Below are 23,896 nucleotides of genomic sequence, written 5' to 3'. Positions count from 1 at the left end.
CCGACCGCCGCGCGGACCGGGACGACTCCCGGTCCGCGCGGCGGCGTTCCCGCCTCCGGGCCGGACCCTGTCCGTCACCTGACGTCGACGTAGTCCCCGGTGGCCGTCGCCTGGCCGGTGGTCGCGGTACCGGCGAAGCGGAAGCGGAAGTAGCCGTCCGTCCGGGCCCTGGTGGTGGTCCGCAGCGATCCGCCGCTGCCGGTGGTGACGGTCTTCAGCGTGGTGTAGGTGCTGCTGCCCTTCTTGCGGAACTGCAACTCGACCCGCTGCCCCTGGTAGCCGGTGTAGCCGCCGCTCTCCCAGTTCGCGCGGGTGAGCCTGCCGGTGACCGTGAGGGTCCCGCCCTTGCGCACCGGCTCGGGCGAGGCGTTCACGGTGGCTCTGGCCAGCCGCTTGAGGTGGGCCGTGCCGGCGGCGTCGATCTCCGTCCAGTCGTCGGTGCCGTCCTGCGCCCCGGCGAGCACCTGCCAGGTGCCGGCGGCGGCGTTGCGGTGGAGGTCCTTCGCCGCGTCCACGGCGAAGCTCACCGCGCAGGTGGCGGTGGTGGGGTCGGTGGCCGACACCGTGCAGGTGCCGTTGGACGGGTAGTGCGGCAGGATGCCGTCGGCGTCGTCGGTGTTCGGGCCGTGCCACAGGTAGGCCCAGGAGGCGGCGATGCCGTCGGGGTCCGTCGCCGTCCAGGTGATGGTGACGGTCTTCTTGGTGGTCAGGCCCAGTACGAGGTCCTTGCCGCCGTTGACGACGACGTGCGAGAACGTCGTGTCGGCGGACCCGGCCCGGTCCGCGGCGTGGGCGGCCGCCGGGATCGACACGGACAGGGCGGTGGCAAGGGACACGGCGATGACGGCCGGACGGATGCGCATGGAATCCCCCTTCGGGATCGAGCGGCCTCACCGTCCGCGGACAGCGGGACCTGATGATGCGTCACGCTGCCTAGACATGCGGGGGACGGGCACGGTTGCCCACGCCGGGGGCCTCAGTGCAGGGCGTCCGAGAGCCGTACGAAGGTGTGGCCGGCGGCCAGCAGACGGGGTACGGCCGCGGCGATGCCCTCGGCGGTGCCGCCCTCGGGGTGGTTCATGTGACAGATGACGACGGACCCCGCGGGCGCGGCCCCGACGGTCGTACGGACCTGCTCGGGGGTGAAGGTGGCGCCCGCGTCGCCGTTGACCGAAAAACTGGCGAACCGCTCGCCCATCCGGGTGACGATCCTGGCCGCGACGTCGTCGCAGTACGCGGTGCCGGAGCGGAAGAACCGCGGCGGTTCGCCCAGCAGGCGGGTGAGCTTCTCCCGGTTGCCGGCCACCTCGTCGTAGACCTCGGCGGCGCTGCGGGTGCCGGGGATGCCGTAGGCGGAGCGGCCGGTGACGGAGAGCGGGAGGTGGCGGGTGCCGTGGTTGCCGATCTCGAAGAGGGGTTCGGCGGCCAGGGTGCGGAAGAGGGCCGGGTTGGCCTCGATCCAGCGGGAGTTGAGGAACAGGGTGGCCGGGACCTCCCGCTTGCGCAGGAAGTCGATCAGGTCCCGGTCGTAGCCGCTGCCGCCGGGGCCGCCGCAGGCGTCGAAGGTCAGCGCGATCCCGCGGTGCCCGGCGGGCAGCCGGTGCACCACGCCGGGCGCGTCGAAGCCCCAGCTGCGGGGCACGGCGCGGCCGTACTCGGCGACGATCTCGGCGCGGGTGACGGCGGGCGGGCGCACCGTCCGGTGCGGCGACGCGGCCGAGGGACCGGTGGCGGAGACCTCGGGCGAGGGCGGTCCCGAGGCCGCCGTACCCGCCTTCCGCGCAGCGTCCGCCTCGGCCGCCGCGCTGTCCTTGGCCGGCGCTCCGCAGCCGGCCAGGACTCCCCCGGCCAGAGCCGCGAGCACCATGCGCCGACTCGTTCCCATCCGCTCTCCCACCTGGCCCGTCGTGCCACACACAGGTGCCACACAGACGTGGCACGCACATGCTAGGCGGCACATCGCCGCGGCCCGTCAGGACACCGGACAAGCCTTGCCCAACAAACCTTTGTGGAGCATTTGCAGCACCCGGCTGAACCACCTCCCGAGCCGCGCGTGTCCCATGTGCGTCCCAGCACTGATCCGTCCTCGCAGGTCACCGGCGCCTCATCGTCCCGGCGTCCCGGTCGGCCTCGGAAGCCGCGGTCTTCGCGAGGGCCGCTGCCAGCCTGGTGCGCGCCGGGGGCTCCCGGCCGCCCCGGCGTTCCGGGGTCCTCGGGTACCACAGGGGAGTATCCGGGGGCCCCGGTATCAGCTCTTCGGGGTCGCCGTGGGCGTGGGTTCGGGTGTGGACTCGGGCGTGGCTTTCAGTGCCGCCTGGCAGGAGGGCCAGTCGTGGAAGTCGTGCCGTACGCTCCACAGCCGGTGGGCCGCCCGGATGTTCCAGTCCGGGTCGAACGCCCGCAGCGGTGTGCCGCCGAGGTCCCGCAGACGGGCGTCGGAGATCTGGAAGACGCCCCAGTTGCGGGAGCCGTTGGTGTTCGGCAGCACGTACAGCGGGTCGAGGAACGACGCGCAACGGGCGATGGCCACGGCGGTGCCGGGATCCTCGACGAACACCTCACGGATCCGCCGCGCCACCCTGGCCGGCGACCAGGTCGTCATCGAGACCCGCTGGGCGTAGAGGGCCTTCTTGGTGGCGTCGTCGACCACGCTGGTGGCCGGCAGACCCGCCAGCACCTGGAACGCGGTCAGCCGGCGCAGGGTCTCGGGGCCGAAGTCCCCGTCGACGGCGAGCTTGCCCTCGGCCCGCGCCAGCAGGGTCTGGACCTCCCGTACGCACTCGTCGTGCTGGCCCATGCTGACGGTCCCGCACGCCGGGGAGTACAGCAGTTCGTCGCCGGCCACGCGGGCGGCGCCGCCGGAGTCCGTGCCGGGCAGCCACACGAGACCGGCCAGCAGCGCCACCGCCGCCACGGCGGCGAGGATCGCGGCACGCGAGGACGGCTTCTCCGGCATCCGGAACCGGCCCGGCCTGCCCGCCCTGCCACGGACGCCCCCCGCCGTGGTGTCCCCCGCCGGGGTGACGTCCTCCACGGCGGCCTCCCCCACCGCCGGAGCCGACCGCCCCCGTGGCGCGGGGGCCACCGGCGAGCCGTCCTCCGAGACGGTGCCGGGTGGGGCGGCGGTGACGGGACGCGGTTCCGGACTCGGCTCCGGGTCCGCGCCCGGCTCCGGGCCCGTGGCCGTCTCCAGGGCTGCCTTCGGTTTTGGGTTCGGGTTCGGGTTCTGGGCGGATCGGCCCGTGAGGGGCGTGGTCGCCGCTTCCCGGTCGGCGTCCGCCAGTGCCCACAGGCGGTGGAGTTCGCGGAGTTCCGCCGCGCTGGCGCCGCACACCTTGGCGAAGGCGTGGACCACCCGGTAGTCCGTCGGAACACTGAGGCCGGAGCAGTACCGGTGCAGACTGGAACCGCTGGCCCCGGCCTCCTTGCCGAGACGGTCGTAGCCCCGGCCGCTGCGCTCCTTCAGCATCCGAAGGCGGGCGGCGAACTTCTCGCCATGCGGAGAGGCAACCACGCAACCATCCTTGCTCAAGCCTCCGTTGACGCGTAGAAGCTACACGGCAGGAAAGGAACGTGTGTGCCAATCCGGCAAGCGCAAGCACTGCTCGCGGTTTCACCCGCCGTGGGTGAGGCGGCCGGTGTGGCGGCGGTGGACTCTTGGCGTCGGCGGGGCGCCCAGGTCCTGCCCGAGCTGCCGCAGCGCGCCGGACCGAGCAGGGAGACACTGTGAATCGGTACCCGCCCATCGCCGAGCACGGCCTGGTCGGCGATCTCCAGACCGCCGCCCTGGTGTCGTCCGACGGAACCGTCGACTGGTGGTGCACCCCCCGCTTCGACTCGCCCAGCCTCTTCGCCTCCCTCCTGGACACCGAACGCGGCGGCCACTGCCGGCTGGCCGCGGAGTTCCCGGACGGCGACGGCATGACCGCCCGGCAGCTGTACCTCTCGGACACGGCCATCCTGATCACCCGTTTCATGGCCGCCGGCGGGGTCGGTGAGGTAGCCGACTTCATGGTGCCGGACGAGTCCGCCACCCCGACCGGCGTCCACCAGCTGGTGCGGGTCGCACGCGTCGTACGGGGCACCCTCCCGTTCGCCCTCAGCTGCCAGCCGCGCTTCGACTACGGCCGCGCCCCGCACACGCTCTCGGGGGCCGACGGGCACGCGGTGGTCTTCCACAGCGCGGGGACCGACCTGCACCTCCAGTCGACCACCGGCGTGGTCTTCCACCCGGACGGCAACGACGTCAGCGCCCGCTTCACCCTTTCCGCAGGTCAGGCGGCCGCCGTCGTCCTCACCAGCACGCCCGCCGGGGCCGCCGCACCGCCGCGCCCGTCCCTGGAAGGGATCGCCGGCGCGCTGGACGACTGCCGCGGCTTCTGGCTGTCGTGGCTGCGCTCCTGCACCTACCGGGGCCGCTGGCAGGAGATCGTGAACCGCTCGGCGATCACCCTGAAACTGCTCACCTACGCCCCTACCGGGGCGCCCGTCGCCGCCGCCACCATGGGGCTGCCCGAGCAGGTCGGCGGTGAGCGGAACTGGGACTACCGCTACACCTGGATACGGGACGCGGCCCTGTCGGTCAGGGCACTGATCGACCTCGGCTTCCACGACGAGGCGCACGCCTTCCGCCGCTGGCTGCGCGACCGCATCGAAGCCAAGGACGCCACCTCGGCGGATCCGCTGCAGATCATGTACCGGGTCGACGGGGACCCCCACCTGACCGAGGAGACCCTCGACCACCTGGAGGGCTACCGGGGATCCCGTCCGGTGCGGGCGGGCAACGCGGCGGCCGACCAGCTCCAGCTCGACATCTACGGCGAGGCGTCCGACGCCCTGGTCGTGGGCGGCGACATCGGCGCGCTGCGTGGCTGGAGCGCGCTGAGCGGGGTGCTGGACTGGCTCGCCGACCACTGGGACCAGCCCGACGAGGGCATCTGGGAGACCCGCGGCGGCCGCCAGGACTTCACGTACAGCAGGCTGATGACCTGGGTGGCGTTCGACCGCGGTGTCCGCGCGGCCACCACCTTCTCCCGTCCCGCAGACCTCGTGCGCTGGACCGGTGCCCGGGACGCGGTCTTCCGCCAGATCGTCGAGCGCGGCTGGCACGACAAGCGGCAGGCCTTCGTGCAGCAGTACGACAGCGACGTGCTGGACGCCTCCCTGCTGCTCATGCCGAGGGTGGGCTTCCTCTCGCCGCGCGACCCGGACTGGCTGAGCACCCTGGACGCCATGGACGAGGAACTGGTCAGCGACAGCCTCGTCTACCGCTACGACCCGCAGGCGTCCCCCGACGGCCTGCGCGGTTCGGAGGGCACGTTCAACCTGTGCAGCTTCTTCTACGTGGAGGCACTCGCCCGCAGCGGCCGGGTGGAGCAGGCCCGCCACGCCTTCGACAAGATGCTCACCTACGCCAACCACGTCGGTCTGTTCGCCGAGGAGATCGGCCCCTCGGGCGAGCAACTGGGCAACTTCCCGCAGGCGTTCACCCACCTCTCCCTGATCACCGCGGCCATGGCGCTCGACGAGGAACTGCAGAAGGCGGGCACGGCGAGGCGGCATCGCGACCGCCGGCGTCCGACGGCGGTCTACGGCCTCACGGCGCCCGAGGAGGACCCCGGTGGGAACGTCCAGCGTGGCTGAGACCGCCGGCACGGGGCAGCCGGCGGGTCCGGGGCGCGTACTGGCCGCGCTCGCCCTGGCCCAGTTCATCTGCAGCTTCGCCGGCTCCAACATGAACGTGATGATCAACGACATCAGCAGGGACCTGGGCACCACCGTCCAGGGCGTCCAGGTGGCGATCACTGTCTTCCTGCTGGTGATGGCGGCCCTGATGATCCCCGGCGGCAAGCTCACCGACCGGTACGGCCGCAAACGCTGCTTCCTGGCCGGCCTGCTCGTCTACGCGGTCGGTGCCCTGCTGAGCGCGGCCGCCCCCGGACTCGGCGTCCTGATCCTCGGCAACTCGATCCTCGAAGGCGTCGGCACCGCGCTGCTCATCCCACCCGTCTACATCCTCACCACCCTCCTGTATCCCGACGTCACCTCCCGGGCCCGCGCGTTCGGGGTGGTCATGGCGCTGGGCGGGATCGGCGCGGCCGCGGGACCACTGATCGGCGGGCTCATCACCACCTTCGTCAGCTGGCGCGCCGCGTTCGTCTTCCAGGCGCTGGTGATCGCGGTGATCGTCCTGCTCGGCCGCCGTATCGAGGATCCGCTGCCACCGGATCCCGGCCGTTCCTTCGACACCAAGGGGGCGGTCCTCTCCGCCGTCGGCCTGGTCCTCGTGGTCATGGGCATCCTGGCCGCGGACAACAACGTCTGGCTCATGGTCGCCCTGCTGGTGTCCGGGGCCCTGGTGCTGTGGTGGTTCTTCCGTTCCGCCCGTGCCGCGGAGGCGTCGGGCCGTGAGCCCCTGCTGTCCCCGCGGCTGTTCGAGAACCGCACCTCGAACCTCGGACTGGTCACCCAGAACCTCCAGTGGCTGCTGCTCATGGGCACGTCGTTCACGGTGGCGGCCTATCTGCAGGTGGTCCGCGGTTACGACGCCATCCAGACCGGTGTCGTCTTCACGGCGGCCACCCTCGGCCTGCTGGCCACGTCCCTGTCGGCCGAACGGCTGGCCCGCCGCCACCCCCAGCGCACGCTGGTGATGGCGGGCTTCGCCGTCTCCGTCGCCGGGGTGATCGTCCTGATCGCCCTGGTCGGCACCTTCGCCACCGCCTGGGCGTTCGTGCCCGGGCTGCTGCTCATCGGGCTCGGCCTGGGCGTCATGCTGACCCCGTCGGTCAACGTCGTGCAGTCGAGCTTCCCCGAGGAGCAGCAGGGAGAGATCTCGGGGTTGTCCCGCAGCGTGTCGAACCTCGGCTCGTCGTTCGGCACGGCCATCGCCGGCACCATCCTGGTCGCCGGCCTCGACAAGGGCGCCTACGCCGCAGCGATGTCCGTCCTGGCGGTCGCAGGCCTGGGCGGCCTCACCGCGGCAGCCCGCCTGCCCCGACAATGAGGTCCCAGCCCGTGCACAGGAACGTCCGGAATGCGTGTTGTCCGACTCTGCTGAACTCGTCTGCTTCACCTGTCGCTTGACGCTCGGCCTCGGCGAGTTCAGCCACCGCGCCGAAGTGCCGAGGTCGCGTGTTCCGGAGGGGCTTTCCGCGGACGACCGGACCCCGACCGCGACCGCGGCGTTGTGGCAGTTCCTGCCCGCGCTGCCGCTGATGAGCGCTCCGCGCCCGCTCGCCGAAGCCGTGCACCGTGCGCTCGAGGAGGCCTCCGCCCGGCTGTCCCCCACCTCTGGAGCCCGGACGCCTCGGAGGCGGCCGCGGTCCGGCACCTGCGGGTGGTACTCACGTTCCCCGCGCCGCCCGGTGAGGCGACCGGTCCCGCACGGGTGGTCGCGAGGCTGGCGAAGGTACGGCAGGACCGCGACGAGATCCGCGGCACGGCGGACGGCCTCGGCACCGGCGTGCTCGCGGACCTCCTGCGCACGGTGGCCGACCTGCTCGCACCGCTGGTCGACCACCTGAACGGCATGGCGTCCACGGGTGGGTGACGCGGGACGGCCCGCCCGGAAGCTCGTCCGGGCGGGCCGTCCTGCGTCGCCGGGTCAGTGAATGGCGATCACCGGGTGCTGGGCCGGGTCGATCCAGCGGATGATCTCGGTCATCACCGGGGCCGGCAGGGCGACGCATCCCCCCGTGGGGCCGGCCTGTGGGCCGAGGTCGTGGAGGAAGATGCCGGCGCCGTGGCCGGCGACTGCGGGGTTGGTGTTGAAGTTGATGACGAGGGCGTTGTTGTACTGGGTGGGGTAGTTGATGAGGTGTTCGCTGCCGTGGACGCCGGCTTCGGTGAGCGGGAAGCCGCCCTGCTCCGAGGTGCGCATCTGGTTGTAGTAGGGCGAGGAGGGGTCCTCGACCCACCAGTCGTCCTGTGCCACCTGGTGGTAGGGCATCTTCGTCCCGGGGTCGGCACCGACCCCGAAGCCCTGCGTGATGGTGTAGGTGCCGGTCGGCGTCGTATCGGTGCCCTGCTTGCGGGTGGCGCCGTCGGTCACCCCGTTCGCCCCGACCCTGGCCTTGGTGGTGGCGTAGACGTCGTGCCAGGTGGTTCCGCTCTTCTGCCACGCGATGACGGTGGCGTAGGAGCCGTGGGCCTGGACGGTGATGACCTGGGTCGCCTTGCCCACCGTGACCGGTACGGGGAAGGGCGACGCCGGCGAGGCGGTGGGCAGGACCAGTCGCTCGCCGGGGTGGATGGTGTAGGGGCTGGCCAGGTGGTTGGTCCGGGCGAGCGCCTGCCAGCCGCCGGCCACGTGCTCGGCCTGTGCGATGCCGGAAAGGGTGTCGCCGGCTTTCACTGTGTACGTCGTCGTGGCGGCCTGCGCCGGGGCCGCGGCGAGGACGCCGCCCGCCGCGGTGACGGCGAGGGCGGAGGAGGTCACCGCGGTGCGCAGCCGCGGGGGCCGCGGCCTGGCGTGCCGGCCTGAGCCGGTGAGGAAGGACATCGGTTTCCTGGTTTCCCTTGTCGTCACGGGATCTGCTGGTAGAGGGCGGTGACCTGGTTGGCGGTCAGCGCGTAGTTCCACGCCTGGACGCCGCTGATGGAGCCGGGGAAGAAGTCACTGTTGGCCCCGTTGTACTTCGAGCGCCCGACGGAGAACGCGCCGGTGGCGCCCCATGACGTCACGTTGGTCGCGGACCCGGCGAGGGTGCCGTTGACGTACAGCTGGGCCGTCCTGGTGGCGGCGTTGTAGACGCCGACCAGGTGGGTCCAGGTGTTCGCGGTCGCTCCGGAGGCGTAGGCGAGGGTGAAGGAGGGGCTGGTCGTGTCGGCGCCGGTGAAGGTGAGGGCCCAGCCTGGGCTGCTCTTGTGGGCGTAGTTGTACTGGAGATAGAAGGGGCTGTTCTGGGTGCCGTCCTGTCCGGCGACGGTCGCGTTGCTGCTGGGCAGCGAGGAGGGCTTGACCCAGGCGGAGACCGAGTAGCTGGCGGTGGTGTCGAGCACTTGGCCGCCGCTCGCGGCGTAGCCGCTGCTGCCGTCCAGCGTGAGGACCGTGCCCCGGGTCGCGTCGCTCCCCCAGCTGCTGCCTCCGGCGAGGGTCAGCGGGCTGTTGCCGGTGTTGGGGTTGGTGATCGCGTTGGGGGTGAGCACCTGGTTGGCGCCGTCGGTGGCGGCGGTGTCGGTGGCCACCGGCATGCCGCTGCCGTCGGCGAGGTCCCATTCGTCGAGCGGTGAGAGCAGAGCCGAGGCGAGGGAGCCGAAGGCCGCGTTCGAGAGGTTGACGTGGTCTCCGCCGTCGGCCGTGGCAGCGAGCTTCTCCTCGCCGTTGCTGGTGTCCGGTACGGCGACGGCCGAGTCGAAGTCGGCGAAGTACACGGCCGGGGCGCCCCAGGGGGAGCCGAGGTTCATGCCGCCGAGGAAGGCGTTCACGTCGCTGCGGTAGTCGTCGACCGTACTGGTGCAGGGGTCGTTCGGGGTGGCGTTGTCACCGGTGAAGCCGTCGCACGGGGTGAGCGAGGTGAGGACGACGTTGACGCCCCAGGCCTGGAGCTGCTGGACCAGGGCGGTGTAGCCGTTCGACTCCAGGTCGGTGTCGGTCGTCGGTCCGTTGAGGAGGTCCTCCAGTCCCTCGGTGACGACGACGGTGTTGATCCCGGGCTGGTCGAGGATGTCGCGGTCGAGCCGGGAGAGCGCCGAGGGACCGCCGATCGGGTTGCCGTTGTAGGTCTCGGGGTCGTCGTCCATCAGCTGGTTGGACTCGATGCCCTCCGCCAGCACGCCGTACGGGCTCTGGGTGCTGGGTTCCGCGGCCGCGAGGGCGTCGGAGACCCGGTAGCCGTTGGAGTTGGGCAACGTGGTGCCGGGCTGGAAGGGGTCGGTGAGGTTGTCGCCGAGCACCGCCTCGGTCGGTACGTTCGCGGAGGCCACGTCCAGGTCGGTCACCAGGTCGGTGAAGTTGCCGTTCTTGCCGCCGGTGGCCTGATAAGGCGTGCCGGTGGTGTCGGTGGTCTGGTCACCGGCGCCGGTCGCCGTGACGTATTCGTAGGAGCCGTTGGCGTAGGAGTGCTGCACCAGGTAGGGCACCGTGTTGGAGAGCTGGTACGAGACGAGCAGGAACTGGCCCGCGGTCACCGTGAACGGCAGCGGGTCGCTGTAGACCATGCCGCCCTCGGGGACGGTCACCGCCTGCTTGCCGTCGAAGGTCAGTCCCTTCGGGGCGCCGGCGGGCACGGCCGAGGGGGAACCGGCGGTGGAGGACAGCGCGATGGTGGCGTGACCGATCGACAGCTTGCTGGTGCCCAGCGCGTTGTCGAGCTTGACGCGCACCGTGCCGCCCGACAGCGACGGCTTGAGCGCGACGCGGACGCTCTGGTTGCTGAAGCTGCCGCCCGAGAAGTCGTAGTCGCCCTCGTTCGGGTTGGCCCAGGCGCCGGTCCAGGACTGGCCGCTGGGCAGGGTGGCGGTGGTGGGGGCGGTGGAGCCGTTGGTCTCCACGGTCCGGTGGGAGGTGTCGCGGGTGGCGATGCCGTAGATGTGCAGCCCCTGGGTGGAGTTGCCGACCTGCTGCGTCACATCCGGGAGGGTGACGGACGCGACGGTCCTGGTCGGGTCGATCGGGACCGAGAAGGCGTAGATCTTCGGGCCGGCCCCGGCCGCCTCGCTGACCTGGCCGGTGGCGTTGTTCCAGTGCGGCAGGGCGAAGGCCGCGCTCGCGCTCGGGCCGCTGATCCAGTCGGGGACCGTGAGGTCGTAACCGGTCGAGGTGCCGTCGGTGTAGGTGATCGTCCCGGTCGCCGGGCAGACACCGAGCGGAGCCGTCCCGTCGAAGCAGTACGAGCCGGAGACCGCCGTTCCCGCGGGCACGTACGGGGCGGTGGAGTCGCCGGCGATGGCGCCGGGGTCGTCGAGGCCCGCGTTGGTGGAGTTGGCGAGGAAGACCAGGGCGTTGCCGGAGCCGCCGTAGGTGATGGTCTGGTTCGCCGCGAGGACGTTGTCCTTCTGTCCCGAGCCGAAGGCGGGCAGGGTGAAGGTCGCGCCGTCGACGGTGACGGGGGCGCCGCTGTTCCAGCCCGCGCCCGCGAGGTCGGTGGCGGACATGCTGTGGCCGCTGCCGTCGGCGTTGCCCTCGGTCGTGGTGGCGTCGGGGCTGATCGCGGTGTTGTTCAGGCAGGCGGTGAAGCTCGCGCAGGTGCTCGCGGCGTGGCCGGCGGCGAGGAAGGGGTAGGCGAACGCCCCGGAGAGGTCGCCGGCCTTGTCGACCGCGTAGACGTACAGGGTGTGCGGTCCCGGCGAGGGCGGGGTGACGGTGATCGTGGCCGCGGAGGTGGTGGTCGTGGTCACCTCGTCGGCCGGCGGGTTGCTGGTCGCCGGGGAGACGTCGAGGCGGGCGACGAACTTCACGGCCGCCGTGCCGGCGCTCGACACGTCGAACTTGCCCGCCGTGCCGGCGGCCGCGCCGACCACCGAGTCGTTCTGGTCGGTGTTCGGGTAGAGGTTGTTCTCCGAGACCACCGTGGGGGTGTCGGGGGCGGTGGGTTCGGCGGTGAAGCGGCAGGTGGGCGACTGGGTGTAGGCGGTGGAGTCCATGCCGTCGGTCACCTTGACCTGCCAGTCGACGACCTGCCCGCTGGTCAGCGAGGAGATGAAACTGGCCGGGAGCGTGTACTTGGCGAGGGTTCCGCTGGCGAGGTTGTCCGCGCTGAGCCCGGTCTTCTTGGTGGTGGAGCCGCTGACCCAGTACTGGAAGGTCGCCTGGAGCTTGTCCCCGTTGGGGTCGCTCACCTTCGCCTGGAGCACCGGCGGTGTCGCCGCGATGGTCTTGCCCATGTAGGGGCCGGCGCCCGAGGTGGCGCAGGCCGCGTCGTCCGCGCCCGAGACCGCCGCCATGGTGTTGGCGGTGGGGACGTTCGGGACGTTGTTGAAGAAGATCTGGAGCGTCGGGTTGTTGGAGAACCGCTTGAAGCCCGAGTCGTCGCGGGAGGACTCCATGGAGTCCTCACTGAGTGTCGCGGTGAAGGTGGACCAGTGGCCCTTGGCCGCGCTGACCATCGGGGTGCGCACGTCGAAGCCGTTGGTCACCGAGCCGTTGGACGGGCAGTAGTCGTGGTTGTAGGCCGGACCGAAGCTCTTCGACGTGGCGTACTTGTCGTAGTGCGGCCGGTTGCTCCAGTCCGTTCCGGAGCCGATGCCGTTGGACCAGTGCAGGTTGACCGTCGCGGTGGTGGCGCAGGAGGCGGAGTAGACGTCGGTGGCGTCGACCTCTGCGCTGTCGATGTCGGCGCCCCAGATCGTCTTCGACAGCTTCCACTGGTAGATGGCGTGCTCGTCACCGGTGTAGCAGTAGCCCTCGGGCCAGCCGTTGTAGCCGACGCCCAGGTAGCCGTTGTCGGCCATGCCGCCGGTCTGGTTGTAGAAGGAGTTGCCGGGGCAGCCCTGCTTGACCTCGTCGAACGCGGGCTTCTGGTAGTCGACGGGGTGCCAGTTGACCGACGGGTCCACGTAGACCGGCCAGACCGTCGACGCGGAGCGCAGCATGCGGGCGTCGGGCGTCAGGGTCAGCGCGGAGTGCGAGACCGACGCCCGTACCGGCGCCACCCGGGCGGCGAGGCCGGCGTGCGCGATGTCCGACGCGTCCGCGGCGACCTTCGCCCGGGACGGGTGGGCCGCGGCGGGCAACGCCTTGTTGGAGTCCCACTGCAGGGGGGTGGGCGCGTCGGCCACCACCCGGCCCTGGGCGTCGGCGATCTGGAGTCCCCCGTCGGGACCGGGCCGCAGGCGTCCGCCGTGCACGGCGGTGCGCAGGCGCAGCGAGGAGAGCGCGGGGTTCCTCGCCGCCTCGGCCGAGTGGATGACCAGGACGTCGCTGAGACCGCCCGCGCTCGTCGGTGACATCACGAGGTCCACCGAGGGCAGCACCGAACGGTAGGTCGCCGTGGCCCCGGAGACCACCGGTGCCGGCAGTGTCCCCGGCCAGGTGAGCGTGAGCGTGACTCCCCCGGAGCGGGTGACGGCCAGCGGACCGCTTCCTCCCGGGGAGAAGGAGACCCGGCCGTACGCGGTGGCCGCGGGGGCCCAGGCTCCGCCGGACTGCCGGTGGAGGGCCAGGTCCACCCGGGTCCAGCCACCGCCGCGCCTGACGCGCACCGGCTGCGGATTGGCGGCCAGCGCGAATCTGCCCGAGGGCTCCGCGACCACCTGCTCGGTCGGGCTGGTCAGCGCGTCGACGGCCACGGGACGCCGGGACGCGCGCGCCCTGGCGGCGGCCGCCCCCATCGCCGACTGGTCGGCGGCGGTGAGCCCGAAGCCGCTCGGCAGCGGGGTCAGGTGCCGGCCGGCACCCCCATGACGCTCGAGGTGCTCCGAGCTCCCCGACGCCTCCGGCGCTTTACTGCGGGGCGTCGCGGCGTATGCGGGCGCGAGCCCGGCCGCCGAGACCCCCAGCACCACCAGTGCGGCGAGAACGCCGCGCGACCAACCCCGGGCTCTTCGCCCGCCCCCATGTGTGTGCATCAGGTGTGTGTCTCCTGTGTCCGGGCCGGAATGCCGACCGGACCTGAACCTAAGCCGCCGTCCAAGCCCCTGCCAACGGGCAAAAGCGCAGGCCACACAGGCTTTGTGACGCCATGTCACTAAGCGGGTGATGTGTACATTTCATGAGTTGAGTAAGGAGAGTCTATGAAAACCCTGTACTGAAAAAGGCGTTGATAGCCTCCGTTCGCTCACGTGATCTTCAAGACTCCGCTGTCTTTCACGACGGCTTTCACGACGGCTTTCACGACGTCATCCATGGCGTCTCCAACGACGTCTGCCACGACGTCTTCCATGTCTTTCCGAGGGGGCGGACCACTGTGATACCCGGGATACACCGGCAAACCTCCAGACGCCGAAGTGCCACCGGCCGGAGACTGCTGCGCGGAGCCGTCGCTTCCGCGATCACCGCCGCCATCGCGGCCACCACCCTGGGCGCGGCCCCCGCCTCCCACCGGGACGCTCCGGCTCTGGCGCACACCAAGCCGGTCCCGGTCCACCCCGTCACCTCGCACTACCACCGCCCCGAGCGCCTGCGCACCTACCGGGCGCCCGCACCGAAGTGGCCGGTCGGCACGGCGGAGGTCGCGGTGCCCGCCGCGAGCGCGCCGAAGCCGCAGCCGAAGCCGCAGCCGCAGGCGAAGTCGAAGCCGAAGGCGAAGTCGACGCGGGCCGGCGCTCTGCCCGTCTGGCTCAGCTCGGACTCCCGCAACGGCGGGCAGACCAAGATCACCGTACGCGTCCTTCCCCGGCGGGCGGCACGTGCCGCGGGCGTCGACGGCCCGCTGCTCAGCCTGACTCCGGCCCAGGCCTCCACCGGCCGCCTCCACGTCGCCCTCGACTACCGCGGGTTCGCCCAGGCCTTCGGAGGCGACTGGGCCTCACGTCTGCACTTCGTCGAACTGCCGGCCTGCGCGCTGACCAGCCCGCAGCGGGCGGCCTGCCGTACCCGCACCCCGGTCGCGTCCGGCATCGACACCCGCTCCGGCCGCATCACGGCGGACGTCACGAGCGCCACGCCGCACGCCGGACCGCACGCCTCGGGCCTCACCCCCGCGGCCATGACACCGTTCGTCCTCGCGGCCACCTCCAGCACGGGCGGCGGAGGCGGCGATTTCACCGCCACCTCCCTCAAGCCCTCGGGATCCTGGCAGGCGGGCGGCAGCGGCGACGGCTTCCAGTGGTCGTACCCGATGGCGACGCCGAGTGTTCCGGGCGGACTCACCCCCAAGATCACCCTGGGGTACGACTCCCAGAGCGTGGACGGCCTCACCTCGTCGACCAACAACCAGGCATCCGTCGTCGGAGACGGATTCAGCCTGCCGGCCAGCTACGTCGAACGCTCCTACCAGTCCTGCCACCAGAACCCCGCCGGGACGACCAGGACCTGGGACGACTGCTGGTCCGGCGACAACCAGCTGACGCTGTCGCTGAACGGCTCGACCACCACGATCGTCAAGGACGACAGCACCGGGACCTACCGAGCCCAGGGCGACAACGACGAGAAGATCCAGTACCTGACCGGAGCGTCCAACGGCGCCCAGAACGGCGAGTACTTCCGGGTCACCACCACCGACGGCACCCAGTACACCTTCGGCCTGAACCACCTGCCCGGATACGCCAGTGGTGACACGGCCACGAACTCGGTGCTGACCGAGCCCGTGTACGCCACCGCCTCGGGGCAGCCCTGCTACAACGCCACGTTCTCCAGCTCCTGGTGCCAGCAGGGTTACCGGTGGATGCTGGACTACGTCAAGGACACGCACGGCGACGTGATGTCCTACTTCTACACGGACGACACCAACTACTACGCCCGCGACCTGGGCAGCACCGCCAACACGCCCTATACGCGCGACGCCCGGCTGACGAAGATCCAGTACGGCCAGCGCGACGGTTCCGTCTACTCCACCAGCCCCGCCGGCCAGGTCGCCTTCACCTACAACGGGCGCTGCAAGACCACCTCGACCGGTTGCGCGGTCTCCGGTCTGTCCTCCTCGACCGCGTCGAGCTGGCCGGACGTCCCCTACGACCTGAACTGCGCGAACGGCGCCTCGTGCACCTCGCAGTCGCCGTCGTTCTGGTCGGAGTACGAGCTGACCGGCATCCAGACGCAGGCCCTGGTCGGGACGGCCGAGACCAACGTGGACTCCTGGGCCCTCACCTACTCCTTCCCGGCCACCGGTGACGCGACGACCCCCTCGCTGTGGCTGTCGTCGATCGTGCACACCGGTCAGGACACCAGCGGCGGCGGATCGTCCGGCTCGCTCAGCACGGCACCGGTCACCTTCTCCGGCACGCCGCTGTCCAACCGCGTCGACCTGACGGACGGCTATCCCCCGATCACCCGCTACCGCCTGAACACCATCACCACCGAGACCGGCGAGATCATCAGCGTCGGCTACTCGGCGCCGGCGTGCGGGAGTTCCACGCCGAGCGACGACAGCAAGAACACGTCGCTGTGCTTCCCCTCGTACTGGACGCCCAGCGGGCTGACCGCGCCGATCAAGGACTGGTTCAACAAGTACATCGTCACCACCGTCACCCAGCAGGACCAGACCGGCGGTGGGGTCAACGACAACACGGTCACCACGTACACGCCCGTCGGCAGCCCGGCCTGGCACCACGACGACAACCCGCTGACCCCGTCGGACCAGCGGACCTGGAACGAGTGGCGCGGCTACCCGGGGATGAAGGTCTCCACGGGCACCGCTCCGGACCCGCAGACGGAGACGGACTACACCTACTTCCGCGGCATGGACGGCGACACCCTGCCGGGTGGCTCGACGCGTTCGGTGAACGTCACCGACTCCCGCGGCGACTCCGTCCCGGACCTGAACCAGTACGCGGGCATGACCTACGAGACGGTTCTCTACGACGGGTGGAAGTCGGGGAAGGTCGTCAACGACACGATCACCGACCCGTGGTCCAGCGCGGCCACCGCCACGCACGCGCTCGGCGGCGGGCTGCCGGACCAGAAGGCGTACCTCACGGGCAGCGCGCGCACCCGCGTCTACACCCCGCTGGCCTCGGGCAGCACCCGGGAGACGGAGACCGACAGCACCCATGACTCGCACGGCCGGGTGACCAAGGCCGACGACAAGGGCGACGTCTCCACCACCTCGGACGACATCTGCACCACGACGACCTACGACGACAACACCTCGGCGTGGATCCTCGACACCCCGGACGAGACCGACACCGTCTCCACCGACTGCGCCAACACACCGTCCCTGCCCGGTGACGCCGTCTCGGACAAGCGGATGTACTACGACGGTTCCACCACCTTCGGCTCGGCGCCGACCGTCGGCGACCCGACCACGACCCAGCAGGTGACCTCCTACACCGGCGCGACCCCGACCTGGTCGACCATGTCGGCGCTCACCGTCGACGAGTACGGCCGCACGCTGACCAGCACCGACCCCGACCAGCGCACCGTCCACATCGCCTACACCCCGACGACGGGCGCGGCGCCCACCTCGGTCACCACCACCGACCCGCTCACCCACACCGTCACCGAGACCCTCGACCCGCTGCGCGGAGTGGAACTGAGCCAGACCGACGCGGCCGGCTACGTCACCAAGGCGCAGTACGACGCCCTGGGCCGCACCACCGCGGTCTTCAAACCCGGCGTCAGCTCGGCGAGCACGAAGTACACCTACGACGTCGAGCAGAACGCCCCCAGCGTGGTCAGCACGCAGACACTGAACGACGACGGCAGCTACGCCGTCAGCGAGTCGCTCTACGACTCCTTCCTGCGCCTGCGCGAGACCCAGACCGGCACCGTCGACGGCGGCCGGACCATCACCGACACCGTCTACAACACCGACGGCTGGGTCGCCAAGACCACCAACCCCTACTACTCCACGGGCGCTCCGAACGGCACGCTGGTCCAGGCCCAGGACGGCAAGATCCCGTCCGAGACCGGCTTCGCCTACGACGGCGCGGGCCGCAAGACCGTGGCCACCGCGTACGCGCTGGGCACCGAGACCTGGCACACCACCACGGTGTTCGGCGGGAACTTCACCACCACCGTCCCGCCGGCCGGCGGTGTGGCCGAGTCGAAGCTCACCGACGCGCGCGGCAACACCACCGACCTGTACCAGTACCACTCGGGCGTCCCCGCCGACCCGGTCAACGATCCGAGCAGCGACTACTCCGACACCCACTACACGTACAACCCGGACGGCTCGAAGTCCGGCGAGACGGACCCGGCAGGCAACACCTGGTCCTGGCACTACAACCTGCTCGGCGACCAGACCTCCGCGAGCGACCCCGACGCCGGCACCTCCTACGCCACCTACGACAACGCGGGTCAGGTCCTCACGACCACCGACTCCCGTTCCAAGACGACGAGTTACACGTACGACTCGGCCGGACGGAAGACGGCCGCGTACGACACCACCGGCGGGGCGACCGCCTCCGCGAGCAACCAGATCGCGTCGTGGACGTACGACACCCTCAAGAAGGGTCTGCCCACCTCCTCGACCTCCTACCAAATGGGCACGTCGAGCCCCTCGGTGACCAACACCACGCTCGGCTACACCTCGCTCGGCGAGGTGGCCGCCTCCCGCATCACGCTCGGCGACCTGCCGGCCGACGAGGCGGCGCTGGCACCGTCCGGCGGCTACACCACCTCGTACACCTACAAGACCACCGGCACACCATCCACCCAGCAGGACGCGGCGGCCGGCGGACTGCCCTCCGAGACCATCGCCACCGGGTACGACCAGTACGGCGACCCGACCAGTCTCGCGAGCTCGGGCACCACGGCCTGGACCTACGTGAACGCCCTCGGTTACGACGAGTTCGGCCACCCGCTGCAGTACTCCATGGGCCCGTCCACCAGCTGGGTCGACCTCACCCTGAAGTACGACCCCCAGACCGGCCAGCCCGTCGACGCCAAGACGACCGACTCCAGCAGCTCCACGGTCGTCGACGACACCTCGTACTCCTGGTCCGACAAAAACATCTCCAAGGGCGCGGGACTGCTCGCCTCGGTGACCGACGCGCAGAACGGCGGCGCCACCACCGACACCCAGTGCTACGCCTACGACTGGGCCGTACGGCTGACCGCCGCCTGGACCGCGACCGACCAGTGCGCGACCGCCCCGGCAGCGGGCAGCAGCGCCACGGTCGGCGGCCCCAACCCCTACTGGGAGAGCTGGACCTACCGCGCCGACGGCGAACGGGACACCCAGACCGACCACGCCACCGACGGCAACACCGCGAACGACACGACCACCACGTATCACTACCCCGGCGCGGGATCGGCCACGGACCAGCCGCACACCCTCACCTCCACCACCGCCACCGGCCCCGGCGCCACGGCGAACACCGCCTCCTACACCTACGACAACGCCGGCGACACGACGGCCGTGAGCGGCGGCGCCCTCGGCGACCAGACCCTGACCTGGAACGACCAGGACAAGCTGGCGACCGACACGACGTCCGCCGGGACGACGGACTACCTGTACGACGCCGACGGCAACCTGGTGCTGCGTACCGCGCCGGGCAAGGCCACCCTCTACCTCGACGACGAGGAGATCGTCGAGAACACCGGCAGCCACACCCTCAGCGGCACCCGCTACTACGCCCTCGGCGGCACCACCGTCGCCGAACGCAGCAGCAGCGGTGACATCCAGTACCTGATCCCCGACCGCCAGGGCACGGACACCCTCGCCGTCGACTACCAGTCCCAGGCCGTCACCCGACGCCAGTACCTCCCCTTCGGCAAGGTCCGCGGCACCGCGCCCAGTTCCTGGCCCGGTGACAAGGGATACGTCGGCGGCATCGCGGACTCCGGCACGGGTCTGGAGGACCTCGGCGCCCGCGAGTACGACGCGCAGACGGGCCGCTTCGTCTCCCTCGACCCCCTCCTGGAGTCCTCCGACCCCTCACAGATCTCCGGTTACGACTACAGCGGCAACGACCCGGTCACCGGCAGCGACCCCACCGGCGCCAGCTGGTTCAGCTCCCTCAGCAACGCCGTCTCCGGCTTCGCCCAGACCGCCAACCAGGTCATGCAGCGCACCAACTGGGCCCAGGCGGCCCTCGGAGTCGGCGAGCTGCTCCTGGGCGCGGCCGCCGACGCGGGCGGTACGGCCCTCATGGCCACGGTCATCGGCGCTCCGCTCGGCGCGGCCCTCGACGTCGCGGGCACAGGCCTGGCCGTCGCCGGCTCCGCGACCGTCGTCGGGGCGGTGGCAGCGCCGAACATCGCGTACGCGGTGCAGAACGGGGACGGCGGGGGTGGCGGGGGCGATTCCACGTCCGAGAGCGCGTCGAGCGCCCAGGACGCGGGCGCCGAGAAACTCCGCAAGGAACACCTGGGCTCGAAGAAGCAGGAGTTGCTGACCGAGGAGAACTCGTACAAGTCGTTGGAGGGCGGCCCCGACGACACCACGGCCGAGGTCAACCCGGAGGCGAACAGCAAGAACGACCAGGGCGAGCCGAACCCTGACATCAAACTCCTGGACCGTCAGGGGAACGTCGTCGGCTACCGCGAGGTCAAGACGATCGAGAACCCCAATCAGAACGCCTTCATGAGGCAGCTGTCCAAGGCCACCCGTCAGCTCAGGGCCAAGAAGACGAAGATCAACGAGATCTTCTTCCAGGTGCCCAAGGGCTCGGACGCCTACAAATGGCTGGGGGACTGGCAGAAGCAGCCGGGCCGCGACATCTCCAAGTGGCGCGGGTACACCGTCCGCATCGTGGACGACACCGGCGAGGAACTCGGCACCTACGACCTCGGGGATTCCGGCCTCCACGACGTGGGCAAGGGCGGAGGCGGCGGAGGCGGCGACGACTCCGGGTACGAGGACGCGATGCACCAGGGGATGCTGAACAAGGAGAGGGCGATGGAGCGAGAGGGTTTCTGATCGCACGTCGGTACAGGTGATGGAGGAAGACATGTCGGACTTCGTTGACGTGGTGTGTCACCGGTGCAGGATCCAGCTCGAACTGCTCGACGCCCCGGCCCCCCGAGCAGCGTGGTGGAAGTTCCTGGAGGACCACGATCACCACCCGGTGGAGCTGCTGTGGGAGCACTCCGAGGCTCGCGAGCGGATCGACATCGACTACATCGTGGTCGACAGCGACATCGAGGGCGATCCCTCGTTCGCCGAGTACGCGGGCGACTGGCCGGGCCGCCCGCTCGCGCTGCGCCCCCGGCCGGTCGCCCGTGCGGTGGCCGAGATCGTGGAGCGCGCCTTCGCGGCCGGGGACGCCCACGGGTGGCGGGCCGCACCGGCCGACGCGGTGACGGCCGAAGAAATCCTGCGGTGCATGGACTTCGCTCCCCCGGCCGGTGAACCGGTCGACGACGCCGTCGTACTCGCACGGCTGGCCGCGGTGGAGGCGGCGCTGGAACAACTGCGCCGGGCGTCCGCCGAACCGGTCGGCGAGCACTTCGGCGCGTTCCTGAACGACGTCCTGCGCGCCCTGCCCACCGCAGCGGATCTCCCACCGGACGAACTGCGCGCCGAGAGCGGCCCGCTGGCCGCCCCCCGGCTGTGGGACACCGAACGCGCACTGCGCCTGGTCCAGCACTTCCTGGCCTCCAGCGTCGCACTCCGGTAGACCGCCGCCCCCGCGTGCGGGCGCTGCCTCCGGCCCCGTTCCCGACGGTGCTGAGGGCAGTGGCCGTACTCGGGGGTCCGCTCGCGTCAAGGCCGCCGGACGGCCCGGTGCACGAAAGCGGGCGGCAGGTTCGCCCACACCGTCCTCGAACGTTCCAGCCGGTCGAAACGGCGGGCCAGTTCGGCGGTGAGGTGACGGGCGGGCGGGGTCCAGGCGGCGTGCAGGTAGGCGAAGGTGGTGAACCGGCCACCGGGCGCGAGCACGTCGGCCACGGCGTCCAGGATCTGCCCGCGCCGGTCCTGCGGCATGACCGTCCACGGCAGTCCGGAGACCACCGCGTCGACCGGTTCGCCGACCGCGGCGGCCAGGTCGGCGGCCGTGCCCCGGACCACGGTCAGCCGTGGGTCGCGCCGGGTGGCCGCCAGCCGGGCGGCGAGCGTCGGGTTGAGCTCGACGGCGACGAGCCGGGCGTCGCGGGCGAGCCGGGCGAGGATCGCGTCGGTGAACACCCCGGTCCCCGGACCGAGTTCGGCGACCACCCGCGCCTGCTCCAGGCCGACGCCCTCGGTCATCGCAGACGCGAGCCGTCGAGAACTGGGCGCCACGGCACCGGTCATGAGGGGCCGTCTGAGGAACTCGGTGGTGATCGACATGGCGGCCATGCTGGGAGCGCCCCGGGTGGCCGCACGTCGTATCCGCGGCCGGTGTCCGTACGACTGCGGGAGGACCCCGTGACGCCCGCCAGGACGATGCCGGACAGCGGGCCCCGGCCGTAGCGTGAGGCGGTGCACCGGCTCATCGAGACCCTGCCCCGCCTGCGGCGCGCACACCCGTGGCTGACGGACGTCCTGCTGGTGGCGCTGGTCGCCGTGCCCCCGGTGATCCGCCCGCAGCCGGGCTGGCGGCCGGTCTGGGTGCAGGCGGTCGTGTACGCCGCCCTGGTGCTGCCGCTGCTGTGGCGCCGCCGCCGGCCGGTGCTCGTCGCGGCCCTGGTGGCGGCCGCGTTCTGGGCGCAGTACCTCGGACAGGTGTGGGGACAGGAACCGGGACGCGGCGCCGTCGCCCTGGCCGCGGTCCTCGCCACCCTCACCGTGCGCGGCCTGCGCCGGGCCGCGGCGGCGACGGTGCTCTGCGCCGCCGGCTGCGTCGTGCTGTGGATTCCCGCCTGGCAGCGGGACCACGGGAGCCAGGGCGCCCGCGGTGCCTGGCTCACCCCGCTCGCCGTGGGGCTCCTGCTGGCCGGGGCCTGGGTGTTCGGCGAGTACGTCCGGGCCCGGCGCGCCTACGTCGCCGAGTTCGAGCGGCGGGCCGCGCTCGCCGAGTCGGAGCGCCTCGCCCTGGCCCGGGTCGCCGTCGCCGAGGAGCGGGCTCGCATCGCCCGCGAGATCCACGACGTCCTCGCCCACAGCGTGAGCGTGATGGTGCTGAACGCCGAGGGCGGCAGGCTGATGCGGCACACCGACCCCACGGTCGTCGACCGCACCCTCGGCGTCATCAGCGCGACCGGCCGCGACGCCCTGGACGAACTGCGCCGGCTGCTGGAGGTGCTGCGCACCCCCGACGCGGACGCATCGGCCGACGCCCCCGGCCCCGGTCCCGGTGGGGCCGGCGAGTCCCTCGCGGCCGATCTGCGGCGGCTGGTCGGGCGCCTCGACACGACCGGCACGCGCGCCCGCCTGGACCTGTGCGGAGAGCCCGGTGGCCTGCCTCCGGACCTCACCGCGCAGACGTACCGCATCGTGCAGGAGGCGCTCACCAACGTCGTCAAGCACGCGCCGTCGGACGCCACGATCCGCGTCCGGGTCGACACCGGCACCGAGGGGCCCGGACGGCTGGTGCGGGTGCGAGTGGAGAACTCGGCCGGGGCCGGCGGGGAAGCCGTCCCGGAACACCCCGACCGACCCCTCCCCCGCGGTCACGGTCTCACCGGCATGCGCGAACGCACCGCCCTGTACGGCGGGAGCGTCGACGCCGGACCCACACCCGACGGGGGCTACCGGGTCACCGCCTCCCTGCGGCCCACCGGACCCGAGCCCACCACGGCGACGCCCCCGTGACCGGCCCGGCTCCCACCCCGTCCCCGTCGCGGGTGCTGATCTGCGACGACCAGGAACTGATCCGGATGGGACTGCGCATGGTCGTCGACAGCCAGCCCGACCTCACCGTGGTGGGCGAGGCCGCCGACGGCGACGCGGCGATCGCGGGGGTGGCCGCCCTGCGGCCGGACCTCGTCCTGATGGACGTCCGCATGCCCGGCCTGGACGGGCTCGCCGCGACCGAGCACCTCTGCGCGCAGCCCCACGGGCCCCGCATCCTCGTCGTCACCACCTTCGACCTCGACGAGTACGCCTACGGCGCCCTGCGCGCCGGCGCGAACGGCTTCCTCGTCAAGGACGCGCCCGCCGAGGAGATCCTGGTGACCGTCCGGGCGGTGCTGCGGGGCGAGGTCATGGTGGCGCCCTCCCTCACCCGGCGCCTGGTCGAACGCTTCGTCCGGCAACCCCCCACGTCCGTGCCCGCCCAGCGCGGCCTCCTGGCCGCGCTCACCGAGCGGGAACGGGAAGTCCTCGCCCTGGTCGCCCGGGGGCTCGGCAACGGCGAGATCGCCGAGCGCCTCTTCGTAGGGGAGACGACCGTCAAGACCCACCTCGGGCGCATCCTGACCAAACTCGGCCTCCGCGACCGCGTCCACGCCGTGATCTTCGCCTACGAGAGCGGACTGATACGGGCCGGGGACTGAGCGCCACCCACGGCGGGCAGCCGAAGGGAACCGGTTCCGGCTCCGGCACGG

Annotated in this window: 14 protein-coding genes; 8 read left to right on the top strand and 6 right to left on the bottom strand. The window is 71.6% G+C overall.

What is annotated here, in order from left to right:
* Positions 1-74: 74 nt before the first annotated feature.
* The 3 genes from ACZ3KP_RS25920 to ACZ3KP_RS25910 form a co-directional block, all read right to left on the bottom strand.
* On the bottom strand, positions 75-863 hold the full coding sequence (locus tag ACZ3KP_RS25920) for a hypothetical protein (RefSeq protein WP_467502009.1): 789 nt from the start codon (positions 861-863) through the stop codon (positions 75-77).
* A 113-nt stretch (positions 864-976) separates the two neighbouring features.
* Positions 977-1,885, bottom strand: coding sequence for a polysaccharide deacetylase family protein (locus ACZ3KP_RS25915; protein ID WP_467502008.1), 909 nt, complete (start codon positions 1,883-1,885; stop codon positions 977-979).
* Between the two features lie 363 nt (positions 1,886-2,248).
* Positions 2,249-3,514, bottom strand: a complete 1,266-nt coding sequence (locus ACZ3KP_RS25910; protein WP_467502007.1) for a helix-turn-helix domain-containing protein — start codon at positions 3,512-3,514, stop codon at positions 2,249-2,251.
* A 63-nt stretch (positions 3,515-3,577) separates the two neighbouring features.
* Between ACZ3KP_RS25910 and ACZ3KP_RS25905 the strand changes: the two genes are divergently transcribed.
* The 4 genes from ACZ3KP_RS25905 (at position 3,578) to ACZ3KP_RS25890 (ending at position 7,552) form a co-directional block, all read left to right on the top strand.
* Positions 3,578-3,730 (top strand): hypothetical protein, encoded by a 153-nt coding sequence (locus ACZ3KP_RS25905; protein WP_467502005.1) that lies wholly within the window; start codon positions 3,578-3,580, stop codon positions 3,728-3,730.
* A complete protein-coding gene (locus ACZ3KP_RS25900; RefSeq protein WP_467502003.1) occupies positions 3,727-5,643 on the top strand; it encodes a glycoside hydrolase family 15 protein in 1,917 nt (638 codons plus the stop codon). Before ACZ3KP_RS25905 ends, ACZ3KP_RS25900 begins: the two co-directional genes overlap by 4 nt.
* Positions 5,636-7,006, top strand: a complete 1,371-nt coding sequence (locus ACZ3KP_RS25895) for an MFS transporter (RefSeq protein ID WP_467502001.1) — start codon at positions 5,636-5,638, stop codon at positions 7,004-7,006. Before ACZ3KP_RS25900 ends, ACZ3KP_RS25895 begins: the two co-directional genes overlap by 8 nt.
* Before the next feature lie 333 nt (positions 7,007-7,339).
* On the top strand, positions 7,340-7,552 hold the full coding sequence (locus ACZ3KP_RS25890) for a hypothetical protein (RefSeq protein WP_467501999.1): 213 nt from the start codon (positions 7,340-7,342) through the stop codon (positions 7,550-7,552).
* A 54-nt stretch (positions 7,553-7,606) separates the two neighbouring features.
* Here ACZ3KP_RS25890 and ACZ3KP_RS25885 read toward each other — a convergent pair whose 3' ends face one another.
* Together ACZ3KP_RS25885 and ACZ3KP_RS25880 are read right to left on the bottom strand one after the other, a co-directional pair.
* The gene (locus ACZ3KP_RS25885) at positions 7,607-8,503 is read right to left on the bottom strand and encodes a LysM peptidoglycan-binding domain-containing protein (RefSeq protein ID WP_467501997.1); all 897 of its coding nucleotides are present in this window, start codon (positions 8,501-8,503) and stop codon (positions 7,607-7,609) included.
* Positions 8,504-8,526: 23 nt separating this feature from the next.
* Positions 8,527-13,509 carry a LamG-like jellyroll fold domain-containing protein gene (locus ACZ3KP_RS25880; protein WP_467501995.1) on the bottom strand — a complete coding sequence of 1,661 codons (4,983 nt, stop codon included), beginning with the start codon at positions 13,507-13,509 and terminating at the stop codon, positions 8,527-8,529.
* Positions 13,510-13,847: 338 nt separating this feature from the next.
* Between ACZ3KP_RS25880 and ACZ3KP_RS25875 the strand changes: the two genes are divergently transcribed.
* Both ACZ3KP_RS25875 and ACZ3KP_RS25870 read left to right on the top strand, forming a co-directional pair.
* Positions 13,848-20,405: an RHS repeat domain-containing protein gene (locus tag ACZ3KP_RS25875; RefSeq protein ID WP_467501993.1), complete on the top strand. Its 6,558-nt coding sequence runs from the start codon at positions 13,848-13,850 to the stop codon at positions 20,403-20,405.
* Between the two features lie 31 nt (positions 20,406-20,436).
* Positions 20,437-21,105 (top strand): hypothetical protein, encoded by a 669-nt coding sequence (locus ACZ3KP_RS25870; RefSeq protein WP_467501991.1) that lies wholly within the window; start codon positions 20,437-20,439, stop codon positions 21,103-21,105.
* Positions 21,106-21,191: 86 nt separating this feature from the next.
* Here ACZ3KP_RS25870 and ACZ3KP_RS25865 read toward each other — a convergent pair whose 3' ends face one another.
* Complete coding sequence (locus ACZ3KP_RS25865) at positions 21,192-21,758, bottom strand: class I SAM-dependent methyltransferase (protein ID WP_467501989.1); 567 nt, start codon at positions 21,756-21,758, stop codon at positions 21,192-21,194.
* 132 nt (positions 21,759-21,890) lie between these two features.
* On the opposite strand from ACZ3KP_RS25865, the gene ACZ3KP_RS25860 reads away from it, so the two are divergent.
* Together ACZ3KP_RS25860 and ACZ3KP_RS25855 are read left to right on the top strand one after the other, a co-directional pair.
* Complete coding sequence (locus ACZ3KP_RS25860) at positions 21,891-23,162, top strand: sensor histidine kinase (RefSeq protein WP_467501987.1); 1,272 nt, start codon at positions 21,891-21,893, stop codon at positions 23,160-23,162.
* On the top strand, positions 23,159-23,845 hold the full coding sequence (locus ACZ3KP_RS25855; protein WP_467501985.1) for a response regulator: 687 nt from the start codon (positions 23,159-23,161) through the stop codon (positions 23,843-23,845). The genes ACZ3KP_RS25860 and ACZ3KP_RS25855 overlap by 4 nt, the downstream gene beginning before the upstream one ends.
* The last annotated feature ends 51 nt before the right edge of the window (positions 23,846-23,896 follow it).

The organism is Streptomyces sp. NPDC020958 (assembly GCF_055562175.1).
The sequence above is the reverse complement of the archived record's forward strand: the minus strand, read 5'-3'. Positions and strand labels throughout refer to the sequence as shown.